Below are 17,738 nucleotides of genomic sequence, written 5' to 3'. Positions count from 1 at the left end.
TGGCAGAGAGCATCATGATCGTCGGCAATGGTGAGATCGGTGCGGATGGGGCCGCGGCTGTTGCCGCAGCACGCTTCGTCATCCGGTTCAACGAATGCCGATCCTATGAGGCAAGCCCCGGCCGCACTGACGTCGTCGCCGTCTGCAACACCGGCCGTCCCGCCAAGGCGATGCTGTCATCCGAGGCGTGGCGTGCGCATCCCGCCGTGGTCGAGGCTTCGGAGATCTGGAGCGTGCGCGATCCGGAGAAGTTCGCGGCGCTCAAGGGCCCGCTGGCCATTTCGCATCCCGAACTCGACGATTTCTGCGACGACTATACGAGTCAATTCAGCAGCTTCTGCAAGGACGCTGGCAAGGCACATGTGGTCGTTGACAAAGTGATTCATGATGGCGCCGACCAGGCGCTGGCCGCATTTGACCCCGCGCCTTACGTCGTGCCGAGCAGCGGCATGATCGTGATCGCTGAGGTCATGAACCGATTTCCCGATGCCCCGATCGCGCTTGTCGGCTTCGGCCATCAAGGCTGGGAGTGGCATCCCTTCGCCGCCGAAAGGCAGCTCGTCGACGCTTACGTCGCCGCAGGCCGCGTCACGCGGTTTTATCCGTCCGCATCCCGTTCGTCCTCCCAAGGAGCCTGACCCATGCCCTACAAGATTTCCCGCGCCGCCTATGCCGGCATGTTCGGCCCGACCACCGGCGACAAGGTGCGGCTTGCCGATACCGAGCTCTTCATCGAGATCGAGAAGGATTTCACCACCTACGGCGAAGAGGTGAAGTTCGGCGGCGGCAAGGTCATTCGCGACGGCATGGGGCAGAGCCAGGCAACGCGGGCGCAAGGCGCCGTCGATACCGTCATCACCAATGTCGTGATCATCGACCACACAGGTATCGTCAAGGCCGATATCGGGCTGAAGAACGGTCGCATCCACGCCATCGGCAAGGCCGGCAATCCGGACACGCAGCCGGGTGTCAACATCATGGTCGGCCCGTCGACCGAGGCGATCGCCGGCGAGGGCAAGATCATCACCGCCGGCGGCATGGACGCGCATATCCATTACATCTGCCCGCAGCAGATCGAGGAAGCGCTGATGTCCGGCATCACCTGCATGCTTGGCGGCGGCAGCGGCCCGGCGCATGGCACGCTCGCCACCACCTGCACCGGCGCCTGGCATATCGAGCGGATGATCGAAAGCTTCGACGGCTTTCCGATGAACCTCGCGCTCGCGGGCAAGGGCAACGCCTCGCTGCCGGCCGCACTCGAGGAGATGGTGCTGGCCGGCGCGTCGTCGCTGAAGCTGCACGAGGACTGGGGTACGACGCCGGCTGCGATCGATTGCTGCCTCTCGGTTGCCGACGAATACGATATCCAGGTGATGATCCACACCGACACGCTGAACGAAAGCGGCTTCGTCGAGGATACGATCGGGGCGCTCAAGGGCCGCACCATCCACGCCTTCCACACGGAAGGGGCGGGCGGCGGCCACGCGCCTGACATCATCAAGATCTGCGGCCAGTCGAACGTCATTCCGTCGTCGACCAACCCGACGCGGCCCTATACGGTCAACACCGTCGCCGAGCATCTCGACATGCTGATGGTCTGCCATCATTTGTCGCCGTCGATCCCCGAGGACATTGCCTTTGCCGAAAGCCGCATCCGCAAGGAAACGATCGCGGCCGAAGACATTCTCCACGATATCGGCGCCTTCTCGATCATCTCGTCCGACAGCCAGGCGATGGGCCGCGTCGGTGAGGTCGCGATCCGCACCTGGCAGACGGCTGACAAAATGAAGCGCCAGCGTGGTCCGCTGAAAGAGGAGACGGGGGATAACGATAACTTCCGCGTCCGCCGCTACATCGCCAAGTATACGATCAACCCGGCGATCGCCCAGGGTGTCAGCCACGAGATCGGCTCGATCGAAGTCGGCAAGCGCGCCGACCTCGTGCTCTGGAACCCGGCTTTCTTCGGCGTGAAGCCGGAGATGGTTCTGCTCGCCGGCTCGATCGCGGCCGCCCCGATGGGCGATCCGAACGCCTCGATCCCGACGCCGCAGCCGATGCACTACCGCCCGATGTTCGCCGCCTATGGCAAGCTGCGCACCAATTCGTCGGTCACCTTCGTCAGCCAGGCTTCGCTCGACGCCGGCCTCAAGGGTCGCCTCGGCGTCGCCAAGGACCTTGTCGCCATCAAGAACACGCGCGGCGGCATCTCCAAGGCGTCGATGATCCACAACAGCCTGACGCCCCATATCGAGGTCGATCCGGAGACATACGAGGTACGCGCCGACGGTGAACTGCTTACCTGCGAACCGGCGACCTCGCTGCCGATGGCGCAGCGTTACTTCATGTATTGATCAGCTTTAATGGCCGGCGCCCCGGTGCCGGCCAATGTCTTTATACACGTTTAGCAATGCATTCTTAAAGTTGTATCGTGATTGTGTGCTGTTCCACCATGGGGCGTTGCGTCCGAAATGGGACGCGCTGACCGTTGAAATCCTGAAAACTGTGATTTATCAATTTCTTAGATGCGCCGCCTCGCGGCCATTTCCAAGGCCATTTTCGTCGCGTTTCGATCCATTGTGCAGCGCACGAACAATTTACAAAACTCGCTAAAATCCGAGTGATTCCCTTAAGACCCCGGCAGCGGTTCGTGTCTCATCAATAGACTTGGCGAGGGGCTAGAAGGTCGATTCGGATGCACATTTTACTCGAGGCGGAGCTCGGCGATTTCAGGAATCGCCTGACGATTTACACCTATGCGCTGAAGATGAGTTTCGCCGCGGTGATGCTCTCCTCGCTTGTCATCGCGGTGCTGCTGTTGCCGCTCGATTGGGCGGGCATGCTGCCGGTTTCGCTGGAGCATGCGGTGATCTATGGCGTGGCGCTATCCTGGGTGATCGGCGGGATCGTATCGGGAGCGCTGGCCCTGGTCGCGGGTTATGCGATGCATCAGCTCAGCGTCTCGCGCGCCGAGTTCGAACAGCTGAGCCGCACCGACATGCTGTCCGGCCTATTGAACAGGCGGGCGTTCACCGAGGCGCTCGATGATGTCGATGAGCCGGCCTGTCTCGCGATCTTCGATGTGGACCGCTTCAAGGCTGTCAACGATCGCTACGGGCATGCCTGCGGCGATGCTGTTATCGTCGCTGTCGCCGCGGAGCTGTCGGCGGCCTTCAGCTCGGATTCGACTATTGCGCGGCTCGGCGGCGAAGAGTTCGGGGTTGTCGTCATCGCGCCGCTGAAGGAGGAGCGAGTGGCGCAGATCCGGGCCGCCTGCAACCGGCTTGCCGAACGGACGATCGCGCTCGATGGCTGCAGCTTCAATGTCACGATGTCGGCCGGCATCGCGGAGCTTTTTGATGGGCGAAGCAGGCAGGCTGCCTATACCGCAGCCGACAAGGCGCTCTATCTGGCGAAGACGCTCGGCCGCAATCGCGTCGTCCACGAGGATGAGGGGCTGCAGCGCCGCATGCGGCTCAGCCAGGATGAAACCAATGTCGACGGCAGGTCGTCCGCTATTCACTAAAGCGTTGCAACGACACGCGTATAGTGCGCAAACCGGCGTTTTGACCCTTGCGCGATTCCAGCCGATTTTGCATGCTCCTCGCCTGAACCGGAATGGACACATCATGCAGTACATCACCTCCTATCTGCCGGCCGGCACGCCGTCTTCCCACCCCACGCACAAGGTCGTGCTGCCGCATGATCTGAGGCATCTCCGGCGCAAGCTGCTGCATCTCGACAATGGCGAGATGGTCATGCTCGACCTCAAGGAGCCGGTGCTTTTCGCCAATGGCGACATGCTGGTGCTCGGCGATGGCGAACTGGTGGAGATCGTTGCAGCCGACGAGAAGCTTTTCGAGATCAAGGCGCGCGATCGCCTGCATCTGATTGAGCTCGCCTGGCATCTGGGCAACCGGCATCTGGGTGCGCAGATCGAGGAAGAGCGTATCCTGATCCTGCGCGACCATGTCATCCGCGCCATGCTCGAGGGACTGGGCGCGACGGTCTCGGATGTCACCGAGCCGTTCCAGCCGGCGCGGGGCGCCTATCATTCCCATGGCAGCCATTCGCATGGACATGATCACGGGCATGGGCACGACCATGGACATGATCATGGGCACAATCATTCGCACGACTGAGCCATGACCGAGAACGGTGATCTGCAGGCGCTGCTGCGGTTGATGGCATGGCTTTCGCCGGCTTTTCCGGTGGGCTCGTTCGCCTATTCGGGCGGGCTGGAGCGGGCGGTGCATGATGGGCTCGTGCACGATGCCGCCTCGCTCAGCGATTGGCTTGGTGCCATGATGGATCACGGCGCCGTCTGGAACGATGTCGTGCTGCTTGCCGAAAGCAACAGGGTGCAGGACAACGCCTCTGCGCTGTTTGAGGTGGCCGAGCTTGCCGAGGCGTTGGCGGGATCGCGCGAGCGGCATCAGGAGACGATGCTGCTCGGCGACGCTTTCCTGTCGGCGGCCGGCGCATGGCCTGATGCGGTGTTCACACGGCTGCCGAAACATGTGGCTTATCCTGTTGCCGTCGGCGCCGTGTCCGGTGCGCATGGGATCGGCGCTGAAAAGGCGGTCGCTGCCTTCTTGCATGCCTATGTCTCGCAGGCTGTTTCCGCCGGCATCCGGCTCGGCGTTGCTGGGCAGAAGGATGGTGTCGCGATCATGGCGGCGCGGGAAGGGGATATCGCTCTGCTCGCGCGGCGGGCGGCGGGCTCGACGCTCGATGAATTAGGCTCGGCGACGGTGCAGGCCGATATCGTCTCGCTACGGCACGAGACGCAATCGACGCGGCTTTTTCGGTCGTGACAACGGCGCTTGTCGCTAACGATCTGTGCCATTTGCCGGTGGCCGCCTTGCGGTTGACGCGCTATGATTATTCTCGATTGGAGTGCACGATATGAAATCAGGAAATGGACCTCTGCGGGTCGGCATCGGTGGACCGGTCGGCTCGGGCAAGACGGCGCTGACGGAAAAGCTCTGCAAGGCGATGCGCGACCAGTATTCGGTCGCCGTCGTCACCAACGATATCTACACGACCGAGGATGCAGAGGCGCTGATGCGCATGCAGGCGCTGCCGTCGGAGCGTATCGTCGGCGTCGAAACGGGCGGCTGCCCGCACACCGCCATTCGCGAGGACGCGACGATCAACCTGCAGGCCATCGCCGGTCTCAACGAGCGCATTCCCGATCTCGACGTGGTCTTCATCGAATCAGGCGGCGACAATTTGGCGGCGACCTTCTCGCCCGATCTTGCCGACATCACCATCTATGTGATCTCTGTTTGCCAGGGCGAGGAAATCCCGCGCAAGGGCGGGCCTGGCATCACCAAGTCGGACCTTCTCGTCATCAACAAAAAGGACCTCGCGCCTTATGTTGGCGCCGATCTCGACGTGATGGACCGGGACGCGACGCGCATGCGCGCCACACGCCCCTTCGTGTTCTCAGACATGAAACGCGGCGACGGCATCGGCGCCATCGTCGACTTCCTCAAGGTGCATGGCGGCTTGTAATCGCCGGGATCGTCTTCAGGACGTTGAGATTGCTGATCTCGATTGAGCGGCCGCTGACGGTAACGCCGGCGGCGCGCAGAGATGAGAAGGCGCGGGAGAGGGCCTCGGGTGCCAGCCCGAGCTTGCGCGCCAAAAGGCTCTTCTGGAAGGGAAGCCGCATCTTCGCCGCCAGGCCTTCCGGCTTGCAATGGGTGAGCAGATAGGTCGCGACCCGCTGGGGTGCGGTCTGCATGCGGTCGCTCGCCAGGCAATCGATCGTCGATAGCAGGTGCTGCGAGAGGCTGCGCATGATCGCGATGCCGATGTGCGGTCGGTGCTCGACCAGTGCCCGCACCTGTTCGAGATTGAAGCGGGCGAAGATCGAGTGCTCCATGGCCTGGGCGCCATAGCGATAATCGCCGCCATCCGTGACCAGGCATTCGGCAAAGCTGTCGCCGGGCTCGCAGATGCGGATATCGCCTTCCTGATTGTCGCCGCCAAGCCGGTAGAGCCGGGCGAAGCCCGTCAGCACGCAATAGAAATACTCGCCCCGTTCGCCCTGGTGAAACAGGATGTCGTGCATCTGGTAGCGCACGATGGTCGCGCAGGCGAGAAGCGCGTTGCGTTCATCCCGGTTGAGGCCGGAAAAAAGAATGGTTTCGCCAAGCATGGTCTTGTGGACATTGCTCAGTTTCAAGCCCGTCGTCATCTCTTTCTCCACATTCGTCGGTCGCAGGCCGCGCCTGCCATTCGGCTAAAATAGCCGGAATGGCCATGGGGAAAGTTGATCTGCATCAAGTGGGAGCAAGAAATGAAAAAGCCGGGGCGAACCCCGGCTTTTCCGTATGATCCGTTTACTCCGCCGCGAAGGGTGGCAGCCGGACGACGTTGCCGCCGGCTTTGCCCTTCTTGTCGTCGGGCTTCTCGATCGCGGTGACGCGGCCGTCGAGGCTGGTGACGGCGGTGGTGAGTTCCTCCGGCGAGAGCGGCAGCTGCTCCTCGTCCTTCTTGCCGACAAGGCGACCGAACAGCCAGCCGAGCAGGCGGGAAAGATCGTCCATGATCAGGAAGAAGGAGGGCACGACGACGAGCGAGAGCACCGTCGAGACGATGATGCCGCCGATCACGGCGATCGCCATCGGTGAGCGGAACGAGCCACCTTCGCCGACACCGAGCGCCGAGGGAAGCATGCCCGCCGACATGGCGATCGAGGTCATGATGATCGGGCGGGCGCGCTTGCGGCCGGCTTCCACCATGGCTTCGACACGCTCCATCCCATGCCGCTTCATCTCGATCGCGAAATCGACGAGCAGGATGGCGTTCTTGGTGACGATACCCATCAGCATCAGGATACCGATCAGAACAGGCATGGAGAGCGCGTTCTGGGTGACGATCAGCGCCAGTGCGACGCCGCCGATCGCAAGCGGCAGCGAGAACAGGATGGTGAAGGGCTGGATCACATCCTTGAAGAGCAGGATCAGCACGACCAGAACCAGCATCAGGCCCATCAGCATGGCATTGCCGAAGCTCTGGACCATTTCGCCCTGAACCTTGGCGTCACCGCTTTCGGCCAGATGCACGCTCTTCGGCAGCTCGGTTTCCGATACGATGCGCTTGAACTCGGCGGTCGAGGTATCGAGCGCGGTGCCGAAGGGCACGTCGGAGCCGATGGCGACGACGCGGTTGCGGTTGTTGCGTTTGATCGAGCTCGGGCCTTCCGAATAGTCCACATCGGCGACGCTGTAGAGCGGTACGCTGGCGCCGCTCGCCGTCTTGATCTTGATGGCGCGGATGGCGGCCAGATCGCGGCGGACATCGAGCGATGCCTGCACGCGGATCGGGATCTGCCGGTCGTCGAGCGAGATCTTGGCGAGGTTGGCGTCGATATCGCCGATGGTGGCGACGCGGATCGTCTCGGAGATCTGCTGCGGCGTGATACCAAGGCGGGAGGCCTCGGCCATGCGTGGGCGGATCTGCAGCTCCGGACGGGGCAGGGCGCCTTCGGAGGAGACGTTGGCCAGGATCGGCGACGCGCGCAGCTTCGATTCCAGCAGGCTGACGGCCTCGTTCAGATCGTCCTCGTTGGAGGAGAGGAAGTTGAAGGTGAGGTCGCGCTCGGCGCGGTCGTTGACCTTGGAGATGCGCACGTCAGGGATACCGCGCACGGCGGCGAAGATATCCTTCTCGACATCCCACTGCGGACGCGTGCGGCCGTGTTCTTCCATCTTCGGGATCAGGTTGCCGATGATGGGCAGTCCGCCGAGACCCTTGTTGACGAGGGTCTTCAGCAGCGAGTGATCGATATTGCCGAGGATGACGCGCACGGTGGCGCGGCGAAGCTCCAGATCGCCCTTGGGCGAGGCGCCGCCGAGAACGAAGACGCTTTCCACACCGTCGATCCCACGCACGGCGTCGTAGACCTTGGTCGAAGCGGCGGCCGTATCCTCAAGCGTGGCGTTCGGCGGCAGTTCGACGGAGAGCACGACGCGCGAGGAATCGTCCGGCGGCATGAAGCTGCCGGGTACGCGGCTGAGCAACATCATCGAGCCGATCAGGAAGGCGATGGCGCAGAGCAGCGTGGTGTAGCGCCAGTACCATTTGCGCGTGGTGCCGGTGACCAGGCGCGTATAGCCGCGCATGATCGTGCCGTCATTGTCGTGATGGTCTTCCATGCCGTCTTCCGCGCGCATCAGATAGGCGGCCATCAAGGGTGTGATGAGACGCGCCACGACGAGCGAGAAGAAGACCGAGAAGGCGACCGTCAGGCCGAACTGGATGAAGTACTGGCCGGCGATGCCTGGCATGAACGACACCGGCACGAAGACGGCGATGATGGTGAAGCTGGTGGCGATAACGGCGAGGCCGATTTCGTCTGCCGCTTCCAGCGCTGCCTTGTAGGGCGTCTTGCCCATCTTGATATGGCGGGCGATGTTCTCGATCTCGACGATCGCGTCGTCGACGAGAATACCGGTTGCCAGCGTCAGCGCGAGGAAGCTCACGAGGTTCAGCGAGAACCCCATGATATCCATGATCCAGAAGGTCGGAATGGCCGACAGAGGCAGCGCCACGGCGGCGATCAGCGTCGCGCGCCAGTTGCGCAGGAAGAAGAAGACGACGATGACAGCGAGGATCGAGCCTTCGATCAGCGTGTGAAGAGCTGCCTCGTAGTTGCCGTAGGTGAAGTAGACGCTGTCATCCACCATCTCGATCTTGACGTTCGGATTGGCCTTGCGGATTTCCGTCAGGCTTTCCGATACGGTTTCGGCGACCGAGACTTCGCTGGCGCCCTTGGCGCGGAAGACGGCGAAGGTGACCGACGGTGTACCGTTGAAGCGCGAGAAGGACTTCTGCTCCTCGTAAGTGTCGTCGATCGTGCCGAGCTCGGAGAGCTTGACGAACCGACCGTTGGGCAGGCTGATCGTGGTGGTGTTGAGCTGCGAGACGTCGCGCGTATCGCCGAGCGTGCGGATCGTTTGTTCGTTCCCGGCGACCTGGCCGCGGCCGGAGCCGAGGTTGACGTTGGTGCCGCGCAGCTGCTGGTTTACGTCGGCGGCGGTGATGCCATAGGCGTCGAGTTTGCCGGGATCGAGTGAGACACGCACTTCGCGGTCGGCGCCGCCGTAGCGGTCGATACGGCCGATGCCGGGCTGACCTTGAAGGGCGCGCTTGACGGTGTCGTCGACGAACCAGGACAGCTCCTCGAGCGTCATGTTGGGGGAGGAGACGGCAAAGGTCTGGATCGCCTGTCCTTCGACATCGACCTTGGTGACGATCGGCTCCTCGATGCCGGCGGGCAGATCGCTGCGGATCTTGTCGACGGCGTCCTTGGTGTCCTGAACGGCTTCGGCGGTCGGCTTCTCGATGCGGAAGACGACGACCGTCTGCGACTGGCCGTCGGTGACCGTCGACTGGATTTCATCGATGCCGCTGATGGAGGCGACCGCGTCCTCGACCTCCTTCGTCACCTGCATTTCGAGCTCGGCCGGTGAGGCGCCGCTCTGCGTGACGGTGATGGAAACGACGGGAACGTCGATATTCGGGAAGCGGGTGATCGGCAGCTTGTAGAAGGCCTGGATGCCCACGAACACCAGCAGCGCGAAGGCGAGCAGCGGCGCAATCGGATTTCGGATCGACCATGCGGAGAAATTCATGGATTGGCCTCGGTCAGTTCGATTGTGCCGATACGGCTTCGGTGACAGGGGTGATCTTGTCGCCATCGCGAACGAAGGCGCCGGCCTTGGCGACGACGGTGTCGCCTTCCTTCAGGCCTTCCGAGATCTCGACGAAGCCACCATCCTGGATACCTGTCGTCACTTTCACCTGCTTGACGACGCCATCCTCGACCTTGCGGGCGGTAGAGCCGTTACGGCCTGTGGTGACCGCCGACAGCGGAAGGGCGATGTCGTTCTTTTCGGCGACGATGATGTCGGCGCTGGCATACATGCCGGAGCGGGCAGCACTCTCGTCGTCGATATAGATATGCACGAGGCCGAGGCGGGTGGACTGGTCGACTGTCGGGGAGACGATCCGGACCTTGCCTTCGATCTTCGTGCGGTTGCCCGACAGCGTGACGATGGCGCGCTGGCCGACCTTGATCTTCTGGATATCGGTTTCCGAGAGCTCGGCGACGAGCTCGATCGCGCTATCCTTGATGACGGTGAACATCGGCTCGCCGGTGCCGGCGGCAATGGCGCCGATGCGGGCGTTCTTGGCCGAAATCACGCCTGATACAGGCGTCTTCACGTCCGTGCGCGCAAGCTTCAGATCGGCATCGGCGATCTGGCTGTCGATCACCTTCAGGTCGGCGATCGCAACCTCGATTGCCTGTTCCGCCGAGGAGACGCGCGCATTGGCGGTCGCAGCGGTCGCGTCGGCCTGCTCGACCTGGGCGGTCGATACCGTGCCCTTCTTGCCCATCTCGTCGGCGCGCGACTGCTGCAGGCGGGCCTGCTCGGCATTGGCCTTGGCCTCGAGCAGCTGGGCGCGGAGCTGGGCGAGACTTGCCTCGCCCTTGGCCTTGGTCGCCAGCATCTGCGCCTTCTGCAGCACCAGCGCATCATCGTTCAGCGTCGCAATCGTGCTGTCGGCCGTAACCTTGTCGCCGACATCGACGTTGAGCGCGCGGATGGAGAGACCCTCGACCTGTGGCTGGATATAGACTTCCTCGATCGGGCGGATCGTGCCGGTGCCGATGACGCGATCGACCAGCGCGCGCTTGGCGGCGGTCGTGACCACGATCACGGGCAGGTTCTGCTGTGCCTTTGGCGGCTGGTTTTCCTCAGCGAACGCGACCGATGCGGCAAAGGCAGCCGCGATCAGGGTGGAGGCGCGTAGAGTTTTAGGCGTCATGCGTACCATGCGTCTTTGTCCAGTCTTTGAAAAAGGTTGGCCAAACTCGCGCCTTGTCCTCAGCTCGCGAAGGCCTTCTCCCGTAAGTGCAAGCTCAGAAATATTCCCGCATCATTGCCGTATCTTACTTCGTAAGATGACCCTCGTCCGGCAAATCCGACATGTACGTGGTATCGTTTTGCCCCACGCGCAAGCCCGGCAGAAAATAATTCCTCGCGGCGCACATTAGTAATCTCGACGGCCGAGATCAATCACCATTCCGTGATGCCGGCATTCGGTTTGTTGATCCGCATTTCCGTCATTCCTATGACGCGCCAGCCGACGCCGATCCGACAACGCCACGAATTTTTTATGATTCAAATGAGAAACGCGCGGTACCAGCCCGCGCGTCCCTCGTTCATTCGATACGACTTGGTCGCCGCCCGTTACTTCGCGGCCGCGTCGGTGATGTCGTGCGTCCAGGCGCCCGTTGGTTCCTTGCTGATGATCTTCTGGTCCAGCAAGGCCTTGGCGGTGCGGTCGTAGAGCGTGGTGTCGAGCTTGCCGGTGCCGTCGCCGATCAGCTTGGCCACTTCGCTCATCATTCGCTTCTGGTGGTTTTCGTCCTGACCGCCGGCATCGACGACGATGCCTGCCGCATCATCGGGGTTCTCGACGGCGTACTTCCAGCCCTTCATCGAAGCCTTGACGAACTTGGCCATCTTTTCCTTGAAGGCCGGGTCCTTCAGCTTCTCCTCGTTGGCGTAGAGGCCGTCTTCGAGCAGGTCGTTGCCCATGGCGGTGTAGTTGAAGACCGTCAGTTCCTCAGGCTTGAAGCCTGCATCGATCGCCTGCCAGTATTCGTTGTAGGTCATGACGGAGATGCAATCGGCCTGCTTCTGCAGGAGCGGCTGAACGTCGAAGCTCTGCTTCAGCACGGTCACACCGTCCTTGCCGCCATCGGTCTTCAGGCCGATCTTGTTCATCCAGGCGAAGAAGGGATATTCGTTGCCGAAGAACCAGACGCCGAGCGTGTGGCCCTTGAAGTCGGCTTCGGTCTTGATCGGGCCGTCCTTGCGGCAGATCAGTTCCATGCCGGACTTCTGGAAGGGCTGGGCGATGTTGACGAGCGGGACGCCCTTTTCGCGGGCAACCAGCGCGCCGCCCATCCAGTCGACGATCACGTCGGCACCGCCGCCGGCGATCACCTGCTCGGGCGCGATATCAGGCCCGCCTGGCTTGATGTCGACGTCGAGGCCTTCTTCCTCGTAGTAACCCTTCTCCTTGGCGACGTAGTAGCCGGCGAACTGCGACTGGGTGACCCACTTCAGCTGAAGCGTCACCTTGTCGGCGGCCATCGCGTGGCTTGCCGCCATCGCCATGGCGCTCGCCATCATTGCAAGAACCAGTTTTTTCATTTTCTTGTTCCCTTTTTCTTTCTTTACGCCCGACCCCAGTGTCGGGAATAAATGACGCCTAGCCACCACGGATAGACGGATGCCAGAACGTCACCGCCCGCTCAGCGAGGGCGACGACGCCATAAAAGATCGAGCCTGCCAGCGCCGCGACGGCGATTTCGGCCCAGACCATGTCGACATTCATGCGGCCGATCTCGGTGGAGATGCGGAAGCCCATGCCGACGATCGGCGTACCGAAGAACTCCGCGACGATGGCACCGATCAGCGCCAGCGTCGAGTTGATCTTCAATGCATTGAAAATGAAAGGCATGGCCGCCGGAAGACGGAGCTTCAGCAGCGTCTGCCAGTAGCTGGAGGCGTAGGTCTGCATCAGGTCGCGCTCCATCGGACCGGATGCGGCAAGGCCGGCGACGGTGTTCACCAGCATCGGGAAGAAGGTCATGATCACGACGACGGCGGCCTTGGACTGCCAGTCGAAGCCGAACCACATGACCATGATCGGAGCAACGCCGATCATCGGCAGCGCCGAGACCATGTTGCCGATCGGCAGCAGGCCACGGCGCAGGAAGGCGACGCGATCGGCGAGGATGGCGACGACGAAGCCGGCGCCGCAGCCGATGACATAACCCGCGAGCACGGCCTTGAAGATCGTCTGCCTGACATCGTCGCCGAGGATCGGGAGCGATCCGACGATGCGCGCCGCAATCGCGCTTGGCGGCGGCAGGAGGACGAAGGGGATGCCGGCGCCGCGGGTGGCGGTTTCCCAGAGGATCAGGATCCAGGCGCCGAAGATGGCGGGCACCAGGAGCCGCAGCGCCGCGTCGTCGGCGCGGGTGTTGGTTCTGATCTCGACGATCTCGCTCACCGTGCGCCAGGCAAGCAGCCAGCATGCCGCCATCAGCAGGAAGAAGGGTTTTGCCGCGTAGCCTTCGTTACCCGTCAGGCTCGACAGCAGCAGCCAGGCGCCACCATGGGCGCCGATGAAGAGCACCGTTGCGCGGCTGGTCTTCGACTGCGGCAGCAGGGAGATGAGGGCGGATGCCGCGATCAGGATGAAGGTGATCGCCGCCATGCCTGTCGATGGTGGCTTGCCCGATGCGGCGGAGAACAGCGGCAGCGTTGCCGCGGCGGCGATAGTCAGGAGGAGGGCGACGATTGCCTGCCAGGACGCGTGCCTCATGCCGACCTCCCGCCCATGGCGCGATCGACGATCTTCGCGGCGATGCTGACGACCATGATCAGGAGTGCTGCCAGCAGCGAGCCGGCGATCAGCGCTGCCCAGATGTCGATGGTCTGGCTGTAATAGGAGCCGGCGAGCAGCTTGGAACCGATACCGGCCACCGCTCCCGTCGGCAACTCGCCGACGATGGCGCCAACGAGGCTTGCCGCGATCGCCACCTTCATGGAGGTGAAGAGATAGGGCACGGAGGCGGGCACGCGGAGCTTCCAGAAGGTCTGGGCGGGGGAGGAATTATAGGTGCGCATCAGGTCGAGCAGCATGACCTCGGGCGAGCGCAGGCCCTTCACCATGCCCACGGTCACGGGGAAGAAGGAGAGATAGGTCGAGATCAGCGCCTTGGGGATGAGGCCGGTGATGTTGATGGCGCCGAGGACGACGATCACCATCGGTGCGATTGCCAGGATCGGGATGGTCTGCGAGGTGATGATCCACGGCATCAAGCTGCGATCGAGCGCCTTGATATGGACGATGCCGACGGCGATCAGGATGCCGAGCAGCGTGCCGAGGGTAAAGCCGAGCACGGTGGAGGAGAGGGTGACGCCCGAGTGATAGACGAGGCTGCGGTTGCTGGTGAGCTTGCGCAGGAAGGTGTTCTCGAAGACGTTTTGCGCGACCTGGTGCGGGGCGGGCAGGAGGGGCTTTGGCTGCGAGAGGGTCTTTCCGATGAACTCCATCGTTGTCGGCGTGGCGTTGGCGCGGGTGTCCATGTCGCGCTGGAAGGAGGCGTTCATGAGGATGGCCGCGACGTACCAGATGGCGACGAGGGCGGCCAAGATGGTGGTGACGGGGATGATCTTGTCCTTGAGGGTGTCCGGGGTCATGCGGCTTGCCTCGCATTGGCGAGGGTGTGCCGTGGGTTACCCCCCTCTGTCCTGCCGGACATCTCCCCCACAAGGGGGGAGATCGACTCGTTGCGACGGCATCCCCAAACAATGAGAGTGGAGCGAGCGGCTGCGCCCAGCCAATCTCCCCACCTGTGGGGGAGATGCCCGGCAGGGCAGAGGGGGGTAGCCACGGAACGCTGACCTTCAATGCTCATAACTATGCCCCGCTCTGAGCCCATCGCGCACGCGGTGGGCGATCTCAAGGAACTCCGGGCTCTCACGAATATCCAACGGCCGTTCGCGGGGCAGCGGCGAGTCGATGATGTCGGTGACGCGGCCGGGGCGGGGGGACATGACGACGATCTTGGTGGACAGATAGACCGCCTCGGGGATCGAGTGGGTGACGAAGCAGATGGTCTTGTTGGTGCGCGCCCAGAGCTTCAGCAGTTCCTCGTTGAGGTGGTCGCGGACGATTTCGTCCAGCGCGCCGAAGGGCTCGTCCATCAGAAGCAGGTCGGCGTCGAAGGCCAGCGCGCGGGCGATCGAGGCGCGTTGCTGCATGCCGCCCGACAGTTGCCAGGGGAACTTCTTCTCGAAGCCGGTGAGACCGACGAGATCGAGCGCCTCGGCGATGCGCTTCTGCCTCTCTTCGGCCGGGTAGTTCATGATCTCCAGCGGCAGCGCGATGTTCTTGTCGATAGTGCGCCAGGGATAGAGCGCCGGCGCCTGGAAGACGTAGCCGTAGGCGCGCGCCTTGCGGGCTTCCTCCGGCGTCATGCCGTTGACTGTGATATCGCCCGAGGTCTTCTTCTCGAGATCGGCGATGACGCGCAGGAAAGTGGTCTTGCCGCAGCCGGATGGGCCGATGAAGGAGACGAAGTCACCCTTGCGAACATCGAGGTTGACGTTGCTCAGCGCATGCACCGGCGCGTCATTGGCCTGGTAGGTGAGACACAAATCCTTGGCGGATACGACGGAGGCAGCTTGCGTCAATGCGGATCGATCCTGTTTTCCCCGCGCGGCGGCGGTTTGCGTGATATCATGGGCGGCGGTTTGGGCCGCGCCGGCAAGCTTTGAGGAGGACGACGATGGATGCGACATCAAAACCGACCTGCCATATCGTGCGCCCCGACCATTCCTACGACGGAAAGCAGGGGCTGAGCTATTTCCAGGGCATTGCCGCCGAGACGGTCGGCGCCAAGGGCATCTGCATGCATCTTCTCACCATTCCGCCCGGCGTGCGCGCCAAGGCGCATCTGCACGAGGCGCACGAGACGGCGATCTACATGCTGTCGGGCGAGGCGCACACCTGGTACGGCGACGACCTCGAGCACCATGTTATCGTGCATGCCGGTGAGCTGTTCTACATCCCCGCCGGCGTACCGCACCTGCCGGCCAATCTCAGCAGCACGCCCTGCACGGCGATCATCGCGCGCACCGATCCCAACGAGCAGGAGAGCGTCGTGCTGTTGCCGGAGCTGGATGGGAACGTGCCGGTGTGATGTCACTTGCATAGTGGCAGCGGCCCCCACTTTATGCCGGCATCCGAGGTGAAGCCGATCGTGTAGCCTTTCGGGCCATAGGTGATCTTTGCCGTGTCCTCGCTTGCCGCTTCTTCGCCTTCGGCCTCGCAGGAGACCTTGGCGGTGAAGTTCTTGCCCTCGGTCTTCAGCACCTTCTCGATGGTGCAGGCGGAGGCCGCCGTCGTGATGGCTTCCGATGTCAGCAGGAAGAAATTTTCCGATCCGGTGGATTCGCCCGACTTGGCATAGGCGCATCCATCCTTGTTGCCGTAGCTCCCCTTGATCGGCAAGGTGTCGGCGCTTGCCGCGGAGGTCAGCGCGGCAAGCGAAACGAGGGTAAGAACCAGCGTGCCGCGCGCCATCGATCACACCCCGCTTGCCGGAATGCCAGATCGTTCGACCTTGCGCGGCGCAGTGATTTCCTTCCAGGTCGAGAGCGCCTTCGAGACGGCCGTGACCGGTTCGCGCTTGACGAACTCGCCATGGCCCTCGCGGGTCTTCATCGTCTCCTCTTCGACCACGACAACGCCGCGGCTCAGCGTGTAGCGCGGCAGGCCGGTGACCTGCTTGCCCTCGAAGACGTTGTAGTCGATAGCCGATTGCTGGGTCTTGGCCGAAATCGTCTTGAAGCGCTTGGGGTCCCAGACCACGAGGTCGGCATCGGCGCCGACCAAGATCGCGCCCTTGCGTGGGTAGATGTTGAGGATCTTGGCGATGTTCGTCGAGGTGACGGCGACGAATTCGTTCATCGTCAGGCGGCCGGTGTTGACGCCGTAGGTCCAAAGCATCGGCATGCGGTCCTGCAGGCCGCCGGTGCCATTAGGAATCTTGGTGAAATCGCCGACGCCATAACGCTTCTGATCTGTGGTGAAGGCGCAGTGATCGGTGGCGACGACCTGCAGCGAGCCGGAGGCGAGGCCGGCCCAGAGTGAGTCCTGGTGCTGCTTATTGCGGAAGGGGGGCGACATGACGCGGCGGGCGGCGTGGTCCCAGTCCTTGTCGAAATATTCGGTCTCGTCGAGCGTCAGGTGCTGGATCAACGGCTCGCCATAGGCGCGGATGCCCTTTTGCCGGGCGCGGCGGATGGCTTCATGGGCCTGTTCGCAGGAGGTGTGGACGATATAGACGGGGCAGCCGGCCATATCGGCGATCATGATGGCGCGATTGGTGGCCTCGCCCTCGACCTCGGCGGGGCGGGAATAGGCGTGGGCCTCGGGGCCGTTATTGCCTTCGGCGAGCAGCTTCGCCGACATGGAGGCGACGACGTCGCCGTTTTCGGCGTGGACCAGCGGCAGGGCGCCAAGCTCGGCGCAGCGCTGGAAGGAGGCGAACATCTCGTCGTCGTTCACCATCAGCGAACCCTTGTAGGCCATGAAGTGCTTGAAGGTGTTGATGCCCTTGTCCTGAACGATCGTCTTCATCTCGTTGAAGACCTGCTCGCTCCACCAGGTGATCGCCATGTGGAAGGAATAGTCGCAATTGGCGCGGGTGGACTTGTTGTCCCACATGGTGAGCGCTTCGAGCAGCGACTGGCCGGGGGCGGGGAGCGCGAAGTCGACCACCATCGTCGTGCCGCCGGCAAGGGCCGCGCGCGTGCCGCTGTCGAAATCGTCGGAGGAATAGGTGCCCATGAAGGGCATTTCGAGATGGGTGTGCGGATCGATGCCGCCGGGCATGATGTAGCAGCCGGTGGCGTCGAGCGTCTCGGTTCCGGAGAGGTTGGGCCCGATCTCGACGATCTTGCCGCCATCGACCTTCACGTCCGCCTTGTAGGTCAGGTCGGCGGTGACGATGGTGCCGTTCTTGATGACTGTGCTCATTGGTCGGGTTCCCTGTTTTTTTATGAGACGGGGCACCGTTCACGGTGCCGTCGCGCCGTGTCCAGCAGTCTAAAGAATATGAAATACGC

16 protein-coding genes are annotated in these 17,738 nt (G+C 62.7%); 7 read left to right on the top strand and 9 right to left on the bottom strand.

The window, feature by feature from the left end; genetic code table 11:
• Positions 1–14: 14 nt before the first annotated feature.
• The 6 genes from QTL96_RS21915 (at position 15) to ureG (ending at position 5,517) form a co-directional block, all read left to right on the top strand.
• Positions 15–638, top strand: coding sequence for a Urease operon accessory protein (locus QTL96_RS21915; protein ID WP_289729284.1), 624 nt, complete (start codon positions 15–17; stop codon positions 636–638).
• A gap of 3 nt (positions 639–641) precedes the next feature.
• Complete coding sequence (ureC, locus tag QTL96_RS21910; RefSeq protein WP_289729194.1) at positions 642–2,351, top strand: urease subunit alpha; 1,710 nt, start codon at positions 642–644, stop codon at positions 2,349–2,351.
• A gap of 341 nt (positions 2,352–2,692) precedes the next feature.
• Complete coding sequence (locus QTL96_RS21905; protein WP_113008316.1) at positions 2,693–3,523, top strand: GGDEF domain-containing protein; 831 nt, start codon at positions 2,693–2,695, stop codon at positions 3,521–3,523.
• Positions 3,524–3,626: 103 nt separating this feature from the next.
• On the top strand, positions 3,627–4,139 hold the full coding sequence (ureE, locus tag QTL96_RS21900; protein WP_112980396.1) for an urease accessory protein UreE: 513 nt from the start codon (positions 3,627–3,629) through the stop codon (positions 4,137–4,139).
• 3 nt (positions 4,140–4,142) lie between these two features.
• Positions 4,143–4,814, top strand: coding sequence for an urease accessory protein UreF (locus tag QTL96_RS21895; RefSeq protein ID WP_289729193.1), 672 nt, complete (start codon positions 4,143–4,145; stop codon positions 4,812–4,814).
• Between the two features lie 91 nt (positions 4,815–4,905).
• Positions 4,906–5,517 (top strand): urease accessory protein UreG, encoded by a 612-nt coding sequence (gene ureG / locus QTL96_RS21890; RefSeq protein WP_018897109.1) that lies wholly within the window; start codon positions 4,906–4,908, stop codon positions 5,515–5,517.
• Here ureG and QTL96_RS21885 read toward each other — a convergent pair.
• From QTL96_RS21885 to QTL96_RS21855, 7 genes are all read right to left on the bottom strand, one after another.
• On the bottom strand, positions 5,495–6,205 hold the full coding sequence (locus tag QTL96_RS21885; protein WP_113197468.1) for a Crp/Fnr family transcriptional regulator: 711 nt from the start codon (positions 6,203–6,205) through the stop codon (positions 5,495–5,497). The genes ureG and QTL96_RS21885 overlap by 23 nt on opposite strands.
• Positions 6,206–6,350: 145 nt before the next feature.
• Complete coding sequence (locus QTL96_RS21880; protein WP_289729192.1) at positions 6,351–9,647, bottom strand: efflux RND transporter permease subunit; 3,297 nt, start codon at positions 9,645–9,647, stop codon at positions 6,351–6,353.
• A 13-nt stretch (positions 9,648–9,660) separates the two neighbouring features.
• Positions 9,661–10,854 carry an efflux RND transporter periplasmic adaptor subunit gene (locus QTL96_RS21875; RefSeq protein ID WP_289729191.1) on the bottom strand — a complete coding sequence of 398 codons (1,194 nt, stop codon included), beginning with the start codon at positions 10,852–10,854 and terminating at the stop codon, positions 9,661–9,663.
• 416 nt (positions 10,855–11,270) lie between these two features.
• The gene (locus tag QTL96_RS21870; RefSeq protein WP_113008308.1) at positions 11,271–12,242 is read right to left on the bottom strand and encodes an ABC transporter substrate-binding protein; all 972 of its coding nucleotides are present in this window, start codon (positions 12,240–12,242) and stop codon (positions 11,271–11,273) included.
• A gap of 58 nt (positions 12,243–12,300) precedes the next feature.
• Entirely contained in the window at positions 12,301–13,422 is a 1,122-nt protein-coding gene (locus tag QTL96_RS21865) for an ABC transporter permease (RefSeq protein ID WP_289729190.1), read from the bottom strand.
• Complete coding sequence (locus QTL96_RS21860; RefSeq protein ID WP_289729189.1) at positions 13,419–14,303, bottom strand: ABC transporter permease; 885 nt, start codon at positions 14,301–14,303, stop codon at positions 13,419–13,421. The genes QTL96_RS21865 and QTL96_RS21860 overlap by 4 nt, the downstream gene beginning before the upstream one ends.
• Before the next feature lie 207 nt (positions 14,304–14,510).
• Positions 14,511–15,299 carry an ABC transporter ATP-binding protein gene (locus QTL96_RS21855; RefSeq protein WP_289729188.1) on the bottom strand — a complete coding sequence of 263 codons (789 nt, stop codon included), beginning with the start codon at positions 15,297–15,299 and terminating at the stop codon, positions 14,511–14,513.
• A gap of 95 nt (positions 15,300–15,394) precedes the next feature.
• On the opposite strand from QTL96_RS21855, the gene QTL96_RS21850 reads away from it, so the two are divergent.
• Positions 15,395–15,808 (top strand): cupin domain-containing protein, encoded by a 414-nt coding sequence (locus QTL96_RS21850; protein ID WP_047514486.1) that lies wholly within the window; start codon positions 15,395–15,397, stop codon positions 15,806–15,808.
• A 2-nt stretch (positions 15,809–15,810) separates the two neighbouring features.
• On the opposite strand, the gene QTL96_RS21845 is transcribed toward QTL96_RS21850, so the two are convergent.
• Both QTL96_RS21845 and hydA read right to left on the bottom strand, forming a co-directional pair.
• Positions 15,811–16,191: a hypothetical protein gene (locus QTL96_RS21845; RefSeq protein ID WP_289729187.1), complete on the bottom strand. Its 381-nt coding sequence runs from the start codon at positions 16,189–16,191 to the stop codon at positions 15,811–15,813.
• Positions 16,192–16,194: 3 nt separating this feature from the next.
• Positions 16,195–17,649, bottom strand: a complete 1,455-nt coding sequence (gene hydA, locus QTL96_RS21840; protein WP_289729186.1) for a dihydropyrimidinase — start codon at positions 17,647–17,649, stop codon at positions 16,195–16,197.
• Between the last annotated feature and the right edge of the window lie 89 nt (positions 17,650–17,738).

This window comes from Rhizobium sp. S163 (assembly GCF_030380805.1).
Classification (GTDB): Bacteria; Pseudomonadota; Alphaproteobacteria; order Rhizobiales; family Rhizobiaceae; genus Rhizobium.
The sequence above is the reverse complement of the archived record's forward strand: the minus strand, read 5'-3'. Positions and strand labels throughout refer to the sequence as shown.

Bases quoted from the DNA above. Each gene is read 5' to 3' on its own strand.
- QTL96_RS21885 (WP_113197468.1), bottom strand. From the start codon at position 6,205: ATGACGACGGGCTTGAAACTGAGCAATGTCCACAAGACCATGCTTGGC.
- ureC (WP_289729194.1), top strand. From the start codon at position 642: ATGCCCTACAAGATTTCCCGCGCCGCCTATGCCGGCATGTTCGGCCCG.
- QTL96_RS21915 (WP_289729284.1), top strand. From the start codon at position 15: ATGATCGTCGGCAATGGTGAGATCGGTGCGGATGGGGCCGCGGCTGTT.
- ureE (WP_112980396.1), top strand. From the start codon at position 3,627: ATGCAGTACATCACCTCCTATCTGCCGGCCGGCACGCCGTCTTCCCAC.
- QTL96_RS21845 (WP_289729187.1), bottom strand. From the start codon at position 16,191: ATGGCGCGCGGCACGCTGGTTCTTACCCTCGTTTCGCTTGCCGCGCTG.
- QTL96_RS21880 (WP_289729192.1), bottom strand. From the start codon at position 9,647: ATGAATTTCTCCGCATGGTCGATCCGAAATCCGATTGCGCCGCTGCTC.
- QTL96_RS21860 (WP_289729189.1), bottom strand. From the start codon at position 14,303: ATGACCCCGGACACCCTCAAGGACAAGATCATCCCCGTCACCACCATC.
- QTL96_RS21895 (WP_289729193.1), top strand. From the start codon at position 4,143: ATGACCGAGAACGGTGATCTGCAGGCGCTGCTGCGGTTGATGGCATGG.
- ureG (WP_018897109.1), top strand. From the start codon at position 4,906: ATGAAATCAGGAAATGGACCTCTGCGGGTCGGCATCGGTGGACCGGTC.
- QTL96_RS21850 (WP_047514486.1), top strand. From the start codon at position 15,395: ATGGATGCGACATCAAAACCGACCTGCCATATCGTGCGCCCCGACCAT.
- QTL96_RS21875 (WP_289729191.1), bottom strand. From the start codon at position 10,854: ATGGTACGCATGACGCCTAAAACTCTACGCGCCTCCACCCTGATCGCG.
- QTL96_RS21870 (WP_113008308.1), bottom strand. From the start codon at position 12,242: ATGAAAAAACTGGTTCTTGCAATGATGGCGAGCGCCATGGCGATGGCG.
- QTL96_RS21865 (WP_289729190.1), bottom strand. From the start codon at position 13,422: ATGAGGCACGCGTCCTGGCAGGCAATCGTCGCCCTCCTCCTGACTATC.
- QTL96_RS21905 (WP_113008316.1), top strand. From the start codon at position 2,693: ATGCACATTTTACTCGAGGCGGAGCTCGGCGATTTCAGGAATCGCCTG.
- hydA (WP_289729186.1), bottom strand. From the start codon at position 17,649: ATGAGCACAGTCATCAAGAACGGCACCATCGTCACCGCCGACCTGACC.